Source organism: Duganella fentianensis (assembly GCF_964031615.1).
GTDB lineage: Bacteria > Pseudomonadota > Gammaproteobacteria > Burkholderiales > Burkholderiaceae_D > Rugamonas > Rugamonas fentianensis_A.
Genome location: NZ_CAXIQN010000013.1, coordinates 167,594 through 179,691, shown reverse-complemented (window position 1 = coordinate 179,691; position 12,098 = coordinate 167,594). Strand labels below are relative to the sequence as shown.

The window sequence follows — 12,098 nt, the reverse complement described above, 5'->3', positions numbered from 1 at the left end:
CAAACTTCCTCTCTACTTCTGCGCCGGATGGGCGAAAGTAATCACGAAACGCCCGCTGGAACGGGGCTTGCCAGCGCCATCCTGCTGGCCGTCGAAGCGGTATTCGTAGTCGAGCCGCGCTTCATTATTCAAACATAATTCCCGTGCCAGATATAGTCCCAGCCCCGTGCCCTTGCTGGAAGTGGTGTAGAACGGCTCGAACAGGTGGGCCCGCACTTCCGGTTCGATGCCGGGGCCGTCATCCTGCACATGCAGTTCCAGTGGGCGCGACGGCACGCTACGCAGATCGAGCCGGATCGAACGGGGGCCGCCGCTGGCATAGCGCACCGCATTGTTCAGCAGATTAAGCAGCACCTCGCGCAGATGCAGGGCATCGAAGCGCACCGGCCCCGCCGGCACCAGCGTCAGCCCCAGCATGTCGGCCGGCAGGCCGTGGGTCTCGGTGAACTCCTGTACCAGCTCGGTGAGGAAGCCTTCCAGCGCCAGCGGCTCGTTATGGGGCTGGACCTTGCGCGACAGCTGGAGAATATCCTCCACCATGCGATTCACCCGGCTGACGTTATCGCCGATGATTTTCAGCAGACGGGTCTGCACCCCGTCCGTCATGTCCTCCCCTAGCAGGGCGGTGGCGTGGCCGATGGCCGATAAAGGATTGCGCACTTCGTGGGCAATGCTGGCCGTCAGACGCCCCATCGAGGCCAGCTTGAGCTGCTGCGCCTGATTTTCGATCCCCGTCACGTCCTGCAGGAAGATCACGCTGCGCTCCGTACCCAGACCGGCCGTGTCGACTGCTGCAAAGCGCACTTTCAGATGGGCCGACAAGTCGCGCCGCACGCTCCATGCGGCCGTAACCTGCTGCAGCGAGTCGTCCGCGTACGGTTTGATGGTGATATAGGCCGTGCTGCGGCTGCGCTCCGTGGACCAGGCCGCATAGGCTTCGGCCAATGGCGCCAGCGCGCCCGCATCGGCCAGCCGGAAATCGGACTGCCCCCCCAGCATGCCCAGCATCTGCTGGGCCGCCGGATTGCTGGCGTAGATATGGCCAGCACCGTCCGCCACCAGAATGCCGTCGCCCACATTGGCCATCACCAGCTGGTTGACGGCCTGCTGCACATTGACTTCCACGCCGCGCTGCATGGCCAGTTCTTCCTGCCCGATCAGGCGCGCTGCCAGCCGGTTCACCACCAGCACGGCGGCAAAGAAGGCGGCGCCGTACAGGCCGGCCTGCAGGAATGGCCGCTCGCTCTCCATCATCAGTACACGCCAGATGCTTTCGCCCAGCATGAATAGCGCCACCAGCGCCGTGCAGAACAGCGACAGCAGCAGCGGTGCAAGGATGGCCGCCCCCGCCAGCGGGAACAAGTACAGGATGGCCAGCCCGCTACGCAAGCCGCCACCGACAATGAATAACAGGGAAATGATGGCCAGATCGGCCGCGATCTGCGACAGCAACTGCCAGCGGAAGCGCTGCTGCCAGTACACCGCCAGCAGCGCATAGCCTAGCGCCACCACTAAATAGACGACGCAGATCTGCAGATTCAGGTAGGAGCTATCGGCACGCAGGCCGTTACGGTCGAAACTCAGATAAACCAGCAGCACCAGCGCGATCACCACGCGCGAAATGCTCAGCGTCTGCAGCGAACGCCAGAACGAAGCGCGCGATTCGGCCGGAACGGCGGAGTGGCCGGATTCCACGCTGCCTCAGGCAGAGGGCATGGCCGCGTGGGCCGCGCTGCAGTAGTCGCGCCCGCGCGCCTGCACCGTTTCGGAAGCAGGATAGAACACGCCGCAATGGGCGCATTGCAGCATGGTTTCCGCTTCGGCCGTGGCCTGCTGGCGCGCTGCACCGGCGGCTGGGCTAGCGCCACCGGCAGTGCCCTGCGGCGGCTGATGGTATTGTTGCTGACGCTTCTGCGCCTCGCGGATTTTGCTACGGATGGCAAAGCCGACCAGGCAGATCAGCGCCAGCCAGAACAGCAGACGGCTCATAGCCCCCCCTTGTGCAGCAGTACTTCCAGCACGAAGCGGCTACCCACATAAGCCAGCAGCAGGGTAGCAAAACCGGCCAGCGTGAAACTGAGCGCCGTGCGGCCACGCCAGCCACGGAAGCGGCGGCCAGCCAGCAGGGCAGCAAACAGCAGCCATGACAGCAGGGTGAAGACGGATTTATGGTCCCACTTGAGCGCCTGACCGAACACCTGTTCCGAGAATACGATGCCGGAAAACACGGTGAGGCTGAGCAGGGCAAAGCCGAAACTGATCATGCGGAACAACAGCTTTTCCATAGTCAGCAGGGCCGGCAACTGATCCAGCGCATTGCTCAGGAAAGTCTTGCGCTGGGTGGCCGCATGCAGGTGACGCTCCTGCAGTGCCATCAGCACGGCATGGAAGGCCGCTACCGTCAGCGTGCTGTAGGCCATGGTGGCAATCGCGATATGCCAGCCGAACAGGGGCGACTTGTCTTCCAGCGCGATCACGCTACCGGGGAAGCCCACCTGCAGCGCCACCACCAGCGCGGCATTCGGCATCACCAGATGGCGCATGCTGTCCAGACTGAAGTTACGGTTTTCCACCCAGTAGGCCGCCACCGACACCCACAGCGCCGACGACAGCATGGCGGCAAAACCGAGCCGGATAGTGCCGACGCTGGCCAGATCGAACCACAGGCCGGCGCCGTGCAGCAGCCATGCCAGTGCCGTCATGGCGGAAATCAGACCGGAGCGGCGCGAAGGCAGCGCTGCACACACGAGATACAGCACGATGGCTGCGATAAGTAGGAAATTCTGCATAAGCCCCAGTTTACACTATCGCTCAGTTGACGGCAGCCATGCGCAGTTCATCGTTATGGTGGCGCTGCTGTTCTTCCATCATCAGCCGCCCCTGTTCGCGCTTGAGGACATTGATTTCGGGCTTGGCCAGACCTTTAATCTGCAAGCCGAAAGCGATATTCTCGGCCACCGTCTTCCACCAGATCGTACGTTTCATCAGGTTCATCCTTCGGACTCTTGTGATCATTGCATCATACCAATAGCTCGCCCTGTGCTGTCTGTTTCCACACAAGAATATAAACCATCCCGGCCGGCGTGACGGCGACTAGCGGCAGTGGATGGGGTAAAATGGCGGCCACTGTTTTCATCCGGGTTTAACATGCTAGACAATCTTACCCAACGCCTTGCCAAGGTCGTTAAAACCATGCGCGGCGAGGCCCGCCTGACGGAAGCCAACACCGCCGAAATGCTGCGCGAAGTGCGCATGGCGCTGCTCGAAGCCGACGTGGCCCTGCCAGCCGTGCGGGAATTTATCGCCCGCGTCAAAGAAAAAGCCATGGGCGAAGAGGTCATCGCCTCGCTGTCGCCGGGTCAGGCGCTGGTGGGTGTGGTGCAGCGCGAACTGGCGGCCCTGATGGGCGCCGATCTGGGCGCGGAAGCCACCCAGCTCAGCTTCGCCCAGCAGCCGCCGGCCATCATCCTGATGGCAGGTCTGCAGGGTGTGGGTAAAACCACCACGGTCGGTAAGCTGGCCAAATACCTGAAAGAAGAGAAGAAGAAAAAAGTCCTGACCGTCTCGGCCGACGTGTATCGTCCCGCCGCGATCGCCCAGCTGCAATCCGTGACGGGGCAGGTCGGCGCCGACTTCTTCCCTTCCACTGCACAGGACAAACCAGTCGATATCGCGCTGGCCGCACTGGACTGGGCCAAGAAGCACTACCACGATGTCCTGATCATCGACACCGCCGGTCGTCTCGGTATCGATGAAGAAATGATGCGTGAAATCGCCGCCGTGCACAGCGCCGTGAAGCCGATCGAAACCCTGTTCGTGGTCGACGCCATGCTGGGTCAGGATGCCATCAACACGGCCAAGGCCTTCAACGATGCGCTGCCGCTGACGGGTATCGTGCTGACCAAGCTCGATGGTGATTCGCGCGGTGGTGCCGCACTGTCGGTACGCCACATCACGGGCAAGCCGATCAAGTTTGCCGGTGTGTCGGAGAAGCTGGACGGTCTGGAAGCGTTCGATCCGACCCGTATGGCCAACCGCGTGCTGGGCATGGGCGACATTCTGGCGCTGGTGGAAGAAGCCCGCAAAGGCGTGGACAGCAAGGCCGCTGCCGATCTGGCCAACAAGATCAAGGTAGGCGGCAAGTTCGACATGAACGACTTCAAGGCGCAACTGGGCCAGATGAAGAAAATGGGCGGCATGGCCAATCTGATGGACAAGCTGCCAGCCCAGTTCCAGCAGGCTGCCAACGGCGCCAACATGGATCAGGCCGACAAGCAGGTGCGCCGCATGGTGGGCATTATCGACTCCATGACGCCGCAGGAACGCGCCAAACCGGAACTGATCAAAGCCACCCGCAAGCGCCGTATCGCGGCCGGTGCTGGCGTGCAGGTGCAGGAAGTCAACCGCATGCTGACCCAGTTCGAGCAGATGCAGACCATGATGAAAAAGCTCTCGGGCGGCGGCATGATGAAGATGATGCGCTCGATGAAGGGCATGATGCCAGGCATGCGCTAGGCCTAGCGAGAAGTAGGAAATTGCGGGGCAAAATGCCCCGCAACGTTGTGCCTCCCTCGGGAAACCCTGTGTTTACGTGGTGTTTCCGGGAAAAAACGCGAAAAACACTTGCACATACCGCAAATCACCACCAATATTAACCGGTGCGATCAATTGCGCAATTTTTCCATGTGTTCGTTAAGGAGGCTCGAATATGGCAACAGCCAAAAAAACCCCAGCAGCACCCGCTAAGAAAGCTGCGGCCGCTAAACCGGCAGCCGCGAAAAAAGCCGCACCAGCCAAAGCAGCAGCCAAGCCTGCCGCAGTGAAAAAAGCGCCGGCCGCACCGCGCAAACCGAACGCCGCCTTCATGAAGGCCATGACCCCATCGGCCGCACTGGCCGCCGTCGTCGGCGCAGCACCGCTGCCACGTACGGAAGTCACCAAAAAAGTCTGGGATTACATCAAGAAGCTCGACCTGCAAGATCCGGCCAACCGCCGCATGATCAATGCCGACGACAAGCTGAAAGCTGTATTCGGCGGCAAAGCTCAGGTGTCCATGTTCGAAATGACCAAGCTCATTTCCGACCACCTGAAGTAATCGCAGCACTGCGCTGTAACCCTTTACATCAAAGGGTTACAGAATTCCCCTTCTCGCGTTCCCATCCATTCCGCGCAACCATCTGCCGACAACACTCCGTTGTTTGAGCGCCATCAAATACTACCCAGTATTTCCAACTCCACATTAAGTGGCAACGGTGCCGGACTACGGCAATTCGGCTAGACTGGATAAATCGTCCAAATTAGTGCGAGGTCGCCATGGCTGGGCTAAACCGTCCTGACGAAACACCAGCAAAGGCCCGCTGCGAGAATCCGATCGCCCCAGAAGAAACCATAGAGCAATCTCGTGCCCGCCGCATGGCTGCGCTAAGGAAGATCGCCGGCATATGGGCAGAGCGGGATGACATTCCTGCCGATGGAATGGACTATCAGCGCGCGCTGAGGGCTGAATGGCGCTAGTTCTCTTCGACAGCAACATTCTGATCGACGCACTTAAAGGCTAGGAGCAGGCGCTAATTAAGCTAGCCTACTGGAACGATCCAGCGATCAGTTCTATTACGTGGATGGAAGTGTATGCCGGTGCCACACTAGACGAAATCCCCAACAGGAAGGACTTTAAAGGACGCAGAGTTAGGATACCGTATGAACTACGCACCCAGACGCTAGTTCAGGTGGTGAATATTGTTGCACCTGATGCAGCCAGCAGACACTAAACGGCAAGCTGACTAGCGAGCGCCGCCCGTTGACATGCGTGGTGTAATAGAGTTGCCGATCTCGGCGGGCAGTTTCCAGTGGTTCCATGCTGCCAGTACGGCATTCGGATAATCGGGCTTGCCGCGGCTACCGTTGTAGCGGCCCAGCGCCAGAAACAGATTGCCTGCTTCCATGTCCAGATACATACGCAGGATGGCGCAGCCATAGCGCAGATTGGTCTGCATATTGAAGAGCGCACTGCGGTTGTGGTCGCCGATCACGCTGGTCCAGAACGGCATCACCTGCATATAGCCCCGCGCACCCACCATCGACACGGCGTATTTACGGTAGGCCGATTCCACCTGTATCAAGCCCAGCACCATGGCCGGATCGAGGCCGGCACGACGGGCTTCATACCACACGGTGGCGAGGAATTCGCTACGGGTCTGCTGGTCGGGCAAGCGCCGCTGCAGGCGCGCCGACATCTGCTCCAGCCAGTGCTGGTAGCGCTGACGCTCAGCCTCCGTGCGGAAGCTGGGCTGGGGGGGCGCCGCATCACGGATCGCGTTCGCCAGCGCCAGCCGCACCGAGTCGGCCAGCGCTTCTTCTTTCTGGTTGCCGGCCAGCGCAGGCAGCGTGGCAGCCAGTAACACTGCCGCGCCAATCCATCGCACTAGCCTGCAATGCCGCTTCACGCTGCGATCTTGCCTTTGACGAAGCTGATCACGTCGGCCACCGGCACGGCAGTCGCTTCCGTATCGCGACGGCCCTGATATTCCAGATTGCCTTCTTTCAGACCACGGTCGCCAATCACCACACGGTGCGGTACGCCGATCAGCTCCCAGTCGGCAAACATGCCGCCCGGACGCAGGCCACGGTCATCCAGAATCACGTCGATGCCTGCTGCCACCGCTTCCGCGTACAGACGCTCGGTGGTTTCCTTGACAGCCTCGCTGCGGTCCATCCCCATCGGGCACAGTACCAGCTCGAACGGTGCCAGCGCGGCTGGCCAGATAATGCCCTTGTCATCGAAGTTCTGCTCGATGGCGGCACCCAGAATACGGGTTACGCCGATACCGTAGCAGCCCATCTGCAGCGGTGCAGGCTTGCCGTTTTCGTCGAGGAAGGTGGCTTTCATGGATTCCGAATAGGCCGTACCCAGCTGGAATACGTGACCCACTTCGATGCCGCGCTCGATCGCCAGCACACCTTTGCCGTCTGGCGATGCGTCACCGGCAACCACGTTGCGCAGGTCGGCCACGATGGCTGGTTCGGCCGTATCACGGCCCCAGTTGGCGCCCGTGTAGTGGAAACCGGCATCGTTGGCGCCGCACACGAAGTCGGCCATGTTGGCCACGGTGCGGTCAGCCACTACGGTGACAGGTGCCTTGGTGCCGATCGGGCCCAGATAGCCCGGTACGCAGCCGTACACTTCCTGAATCTCTGCTTCGGTCGAGAAGCGATAGGCAGCCAGACCGGCCACTTTGTTGACCTTGACTTCGTTCAGTTCGTGGTCGCCACGCAACAGCAACATGAAATACTGTTTAGTCAGTTTGCCGTCGGTTTCCGTTTCCACCGTCAGGGCGATGGTCTTCACGGTGCGGCTCAGATCCAGTTTGAGCTGTTCGGCCACGGTCTCGCACTTGGTGGCGTTCGGCGTCGCGACCTTGGTCAGCGCTTCGCCAGCGGCTGGACGGCTGGCGGCCAGCGGCAGCGCTTCGGCCGCTTCCATATTGGCGGCGTAGTCGGAATCGGCGCAGTACACCAGCGCGTCTTCGCCGGTGCTGGCGATGACGTGGAATTCGTGCGAACCGGTACCGCCGATGGCGCCGTTATCGGCCGCCACGGCGCGGAATTTCAGGCCGAAGCGGTTGAAGATGGACACATAGGCGTCGAACATACGCTGGTAGGACTGCTGCATGCCAGCCTGATCACGGTCGAAGGAATAGGCATCCTTCATGGTGAACTCGCGGCCGCGCATCAGGCCGAAGCGTGGACGGCGCTCGTCGCGGAACTTGGTCTGGATGTGGTAAAAATTCAACGGTAGCTGACGATAGGATTTGATTTCCGTACGTACAACATCGGTAATCACTTCTTCCGAAGTGGGCTGGATGGCGAAATCACGGCCGTGGCGGTCTTTGACGCGCAGCAGTTCCGGACCCATTTTGTCCCAGCGGCCAGTCTCTTGCCACAGTTCGGCAGGCTGTACCAGCGGCATCAGCAGCTCGATAGCGCCGGCTTTATTCATCTCTTCACGAATGATGGCTTCGACTTTACGGATGATGCGCAGGCCCATGGGCATATAGGTATAGATACCGGAACCAAGGCGTTTGATCATGCCGGCGCGCATCATCAGCTGGTGGCTGACGATCTCGGCGTCGGAAGGAGCTTCTTTAAGCGTGGAAATAAAAAATCGTGAGGCGCGCATACGGTGAATTCTTTTTAAAAAGAGAGGGTTATAATCAACCTAATTTTAAAGGATTAGCTGGCTGATGCGTCCATACTTTATACAAATGCGTTCAATTGATGCCTGTCCGGCCGCTTTCGTACCCCGAAAGACGTGCCGGCGTGCGGTTTTGTGGGCAAAAATATAAGCAGGGAGCTCGGTCGCAGAAAGTATTGAGGTGCAATATGCTCGATCGTGAAGGGTTTCGGCCCAACGTCGGCATTATCCTGCTAAACGCCCAGAACGAGGTGTGGTGGGGTAAACGGGTGCGCGAGCACTCTTGGCAATTTCCGCAGGGCGGCATTAAATATGGAGAAACGCCGGAACAGGCGATGTACCGGGAGCTGGAAGAGGAAATCGGATTAAGGGCAGAACATGTAAAAATCGTCGGTCGCACGCGTGACTGGCTGCGTTACGAGGTACCGGATCACTTTATCAAGCGGGAAATCCGCGGCCATTACCGTGGCCAGAAGCAGATCTGGTTCCTGTTACGCATGTGCGCACGCGACAATGACGTGAATCTGCGCCTGACCGACCACCCCGAGTTCGACGCCTGGCGCTGGCATGACTACTGGGTGCCGCTGGATGTGGTGATTGAATTCAAGCGCGATGTGTACCAGCGCGCCTTGCAGGAGTTATCGCGTTTTCTGACCTGGCCAGCCAACGGGCAGGAGCGGCGCCACGGCGCGCGCTATCTGCGCCAGCCGCGCAACAACGCGCCGGCTGCCGTGCAGAACAGCAGTGCCGCGAATACGGCAAGCACTGCGCCGGCCGCACCATGCGGCAGCGCAGCAGAAATACTGCCAGCAATGGCCAGTAGCGACGATGCAGCCAGCAAGAGCAGCTGATCACACCTCGATTTGCAGCGCAACAAACACCAACGGGACAGCTAGCTGTCCCGTTGTCATATCCGCCCCGCACCTACCCTCTGGCAGCGTAGCAGGTACAATACCGCCATGTTTAATCCATCTTCCGACGACGTGCGCCGCTTCTTCTGCGAGACTTTCCGCAAGCAGCGCGCCAACGAACTGCTGACCCCGCTTGAAGCCATGGCCAGCGACTGGATCCGTCACCACCCAGAATACCATGATGTGCTGGCTGACGTAGAACACGCGCTGACGCGCGACTACTCGGGCGGCAACGTCACCAATCCCTTCCTGCATCTATCCATGCACCTGTCGATCGACGAACAGATCTCGATCGACCAGCCGCCCGGCATCCGTGCTGCCGCCACGGCCCTGACGCTGAAACTGGACGACGCCCACGCCGCCCAGCACGCCATCATGGAGTGCCTCGGTGAAATGATCTGGAACGCCCAGCGCAACGGCACCCCGCCCGATGGCGTCGCCTATATAGAAGCCGTACGCCGCCTGCTCTAAAAATAAAAAGGGGTCAGGTCGGGCAAAGTGTCGGGGTCAGGTCGGGCATTTGTGCAGCTTCAGCCGTTGCCCAGTTGCCCGACCTGACACCTGCACTTTGCCCGACCTGACACCTGCACTTTGCCCGACCTGACCCCTAGTTGCTAGTTGATTAGCGGCGCGACACCAGATTGCCCGGCAGGCTATGCAGGTAGGCCGCGATGTCGCGGATATCCTGATCGCTCAGGGCTTTGACCTGACCACCCATGATGGCGTTGTTACGGCCGTTGGCTGCATCGCCGCGCTTGTAGGCGGTCAGTGCGTGCTCGAGGTAATCCTTGTGCTGGCCAGCCAGCTTCGGATAGGTCGGGTCGATCGGGCTGTTGAAGTCTTTGCCGTGGCAGGCAAAGCAGCTATATTTTTCCGTCAGGGCTTTGCCTGCATCGATATTGCCACCCGCAACAGCGGAGTAGGACACGGTGGCGCATGCCAGTGCGATTAACAGTTTTTTCATGTCCCCTCCTTATTTTGCGCTAGCCGTTTGCTGCGAATAATAGGCTGCAATATCCGCGATATCCTGATCCGACAGGCTGGCCGCAATACCCTTCATGCTCGGGTGTTTGCGCTCGCCTTTCTGGTAGGCCTTCAGCGCGCCTTCGATGAACTTGGCCGACTGGCCACCGATCATCGGCACTTGGAACGACTCGGGGAAGCTGGCTTTGTAGCCGGGAATCCCGTGACAACCGATACACATTTCAATCTTTGCTTTGGCATTCTGGGCGTTGCCCACGAGGTCAGCTGCTGAAGCCAGACTAGCGCAACCAGCGAGCACGAGGAGTGCGGAGATTTTTTTCATAGTGTGTGCAAGGTAAGTAATCGGATACTACCGCGGATGCAAAAACTTGACATTTGCATGTAGCTTGCGATTCTAACTCAAGAAATATTGCACGGCTACGCAATTCATTGCCGTTACAACACACTACGCACCACGCTGTTGCGCCCCGCATCCGAGCCCCGCCTCTAGCGTTCTCCCCTATACTGACGATTCCCTTGTTTACCGTAGAAATTCAAGCACCATGTCCGCTACCCCGCGCTTCGAAGGCTCCGACCAATACGTCGCCACCAATGACCTGAAACTGGCCGTGAATGCGGCTTTGACGCTGCAACGTCCGCTCCTGATCAAAGGCGAGCCGGGCACCGGCAAGACCATGCTGGCGGAAGAAGTGGCCGCCGCGCTGGGCATGCCGCTGCTGCAATGGCATGTCAAATCCACCACCAAAGCCCAGCAGGGTCTGTACGAATACGATGCCGTATCGCGTCTGCGTGATTCCCAACTGGGCGACGAACGCGTGCGCGAGATCAATAACTACATCGTCAAAGGCGTGCTGTGGCAAGCCTTTACAACAGATCAGCCGGTAGTGCTGCTGATCGACGAAATCGACAAGGCCGACATCGAATTCCCCAACGATTTGCTGCGCGAACTGGACCGCATGGAATTCTATGTCTATGAAACCCGCGAAATGGTGCGCGCCAAACACCGCCCGCTGGTGATCATCACGTCCAACAACGAGAAGGAACTACCGGACGCCTTCCTGCGCCGCTGCTTCTTCCACTACATCCAGTTCCCTGACCGCGATACCATGGAGCAGATCGTGCAGGTGCACTACCCGCACCTGAAGAAAGAACTGCTGGCACAGGCACTGCAAACCTTCTACGACCTGCGCAACGTACAGGGCCTAAAGAAGAAACCGTCCACCTCGGAATTCCTCGACTGGCTGAAACTGCTGATGGCCGAAGACATTCCGCCCGATGCGCTGCGCAGCGACGATGCCAAAGCTATCGTGCCGCCGCTGCACGGCGCGCTGCTGAAAAACGAACAGGATGTGCACCTGTTCGAACGTCTGGTCTACATGTCGCGGAATAATCGCTGATGCATACCCTCGCCCACCCTGCCGCCCCCATCGCGCCTGTCACGCTGGAACTGCATGGCGTGCGCCTCGAACCACTAGGCCCGCAGCATGCGGACGGCTTGCGCGCCGCCGCCAGCGACGGCGAACTGTGGAAGCTGCGCATTACCTCCGTGCCGGAGCCCGATCAGGTCGACGCCTACATTACCAAAGCATTGGGCCAGCGCCCCGAACGGCTGGCGTTTGCCGTGCTCGATGCGGCCAGCGGCACGGTGCTGGGCACCACCAGCTACCACGACATCGTGCCGGCCATCGCCCGGCTCGAAATCGGCTACACCTGGTATGCGCGCAGCGCCCAGCGCAGCCACGTCAACACCACCTGCAAGCTGATGCTGATGACGCACGCCTTCGAAACGCTAGGCGCGGCACTGGTCGGCCTGCGCACGGATAATTTCAACCACGCTTCGCAGGCCGCCATCGAACGACTGGGCGCTAAAAAGGACGGCGTGCTGCGCCACCATGCACTGCGTCGCGATGGCACCGTGCGCGACACCGTCATGTACAGCATCACGGCGGGCGAATGGCCGGAAATCAAAGCGCACCTGCGCTACAAGCTGGCGCAACACGGAACCGTCTGAC

Annotated in this window: 13 protein-coding genes and 1 pseudogene; 6 read left to right on the top strand and 8 right to left on the bottom strand. The window is 59.9% G+C overall.

Translation table 11 applies throughout. From position 1 onward, the window contains the following. Positions 1 to 12: 12 nt before the first annotated feature. The 4 genes and pseudogenes from ABNT42_RS08855 to ABNT42_RS08840 all read right to left on the bottom strand — a co-directional run. Positions 13 to 1,695: an ATP-binding protein gene (locus ABNT42_RS08855; RefSeq protein WP_348696308.1), complete on the bottom strand. Its 1,683-nt coding sequence runs from the start codon at positions 1,693 to 1,695 to the stop codon at positions 13 to 15. 6 nt (positions 1,696 to 1,701) lie between these two features. After that, the gene (locus tag ABNT42_RS08850) at positions 1,702 to 1,989 is read right to left on the bottom strand and encodes a PP0621 family protein (protein WP_348696307.1); all 288 of its coding nucleotides are present in this window, start codon (positions 1,987 to 1,989) and stop codon (positions 1,702 to 1,704) included. Next, entirely contained in the window at positions 1,986 to 2,789 is an 804-nt protein-coding gene (gene ccsA / locus ABNT42_RS08845) for a cytochrome c biogenesis protein CcsA (RefSeq protein WP_348696306.1), read from the bottom strand. Before ccsA ends, ABNT42_RS08850 begins: the two co-directional genes overlap by 4 nt. A 22-nt stretch (positions 2,790 to 2,811) precedes the next feature. Then, positions 2,812 to 2,931 (bottom strand): annotated as a pseudogene (locus ABNT42_RS08840) (ABC transporter ATP-binding protein); the annotation flags it as partial. Positions 2,932 to 3,147: 216 nt separating this feature from the next. Here ABNT42_RS08840 and ffh point away from each other — a divergent pair. Together ffh and ABNT42_RS08830 are read left to right on the top strand one after the other, a co-directional pair. Beyond that, positions 3,148 to 4,515, top strand: a complete 1,368-nt coding sequence (gene ffh / locus ABNT42_RS08835) for a signal recognition particle protein (protein ID WP_348696305.1) — start codon at positions 3,148 to 3,150, stop codon at positions 4,513 to 4,515. Positions 4,516 to 4,708: 193 nt separating this feature from the next. Further along, complete coding sequence (locus ABNT42_RS08830; RefSeq protein WP_348696304.1) at positions 4,709 to 5,095, top strand: SWIB/MDM2 domain-containing protein; 387 nt, start codon at positions 4,709 to 4,711, stop codon at positions 5,093 to 5,095. Between the two features lie 685 nt (positions 5,096 to 5,780). On the opposite strand, the gene ABNT42_RS08825 is transcribed toward ABNT42_RS08830, so the two are convergent. Further along, a complete protein-coding gene (locus ABNT42_RS08825) occupies positions 5,781 to 6,401 on the bottom strand; it encodes a lytic transglycosylase domain-containing protein (RefSeq protein WP_348696303.1) in 621 nt (206 codons plus the stop codon). 38 nt (positions 6,402 to 6,439) lie between these two features. Beyond that, the gene (locus ABNT42_RS08820) at positions 6,440 to 8,176 is read right to left on the bottom strand and encodes a proline--tRNA ligase (RefSeq protein WP_348696302.1); all 1,737 of its coding nucleotides are present in this window, start codon (positions 8,174 to 8,176) and stop codon (positions 6,440 to 6,442) included. Between the two features lie 203 nt (positions 8,177 to 8,379). Here ABNT42_RS08820 and ABNT42_RS08815 point away from each other — a divergent pair, with 203 nt between their 5' ends. Continuing rightward, positions 8,380 to 9,042, top strand: a complete 663-nt coding sequence (locus tag ABNT42_RS08815; RefSeq protein WP_348696301.1) for an RNA pyrophosphohydrolase — start codon at positions 8,380 to 8,382, stop codon at positions 9,040 to 9,042. A gap of 108 nt (positions 9,043 to 9,150) precedes the next feature. Then, on the top strand, positions 9,151 to 9,573 hold the full coding sequence (locus ABNT42_RS08810) for a DUF1841 family protein (RefSeq protein ID WP_348696300.1): 423 nt from the start codon (positions 9,151 to 9,153) through the stop codon (positions 9,571 to 9,573). Positions 9,574 to 9,724: 151 nt separating this feature from the next. On the opposite strand, the gene ABNT42_RS08805 is transcribed toward ABNT42_RS08810, so the two are convergent. Then, positions 9,725 to 10,066 (bottom strand): cytochrome c, encoded by a 342-nt coding sequence (locus tag ABNT42_RS08805; protein WP_348696299.1) that lies wholly within the window; start codon positions 10,064 to 10,066, stop codon positions 9,725 to 9,727. A 9-nt stretch (positions 10,067 to 10,075) separates the two neighbouring features. Next, positions 10,076 to 10,408 (bottom strand): cytochrome c, encoded by a 333-nt coding sequence (locus tag ABNT42_RS08800; RefSeq protein ID WP_348696298.1) that lies wholly within the window; start codon positions 10,406 to 10,408, stop codon positions 10,076 to 10,078. 220 nt (positions 10,409 to 10,628) lie between these two features. Here ABNT42_RS08800 and ABNT42_RS08795 point away from each other — a divergent pair, with 220 nt between their 5' ends. Both ABNT42_RS08795 and ABNT42_RS08790 read left to right on the top strand, forming a co-directional pair. Next, the gene (locus ABNT42_RS08795; protein WP_348696297.1) at positions 10,629 to 11,483 is read left to right on the top strand and encodes a MoxR family ATPase; all 855 of its coding nucleotides are present in this window, start codon (positions 10,629 to 10,631) and stop codon (positions 11,481 to 11,483) included. After that, positions 11,483 to 12,097: a GNAT family protein gene (locus tag ABNT42_RS08790; RefSeq protein ID WP_348696296.1), complete on the top strand. Its 615-nt coding sequence runs from the start codon at positions 11,483 to 11,485 to the stop codon at positions 12,095 to 12,097. Before ABNT42_RS08795 ends, ABNT42_RS08790 begins: the two co-directional genes overlap by 1 nt. Position 12,098: the final 1 nt, after the last annotated feature.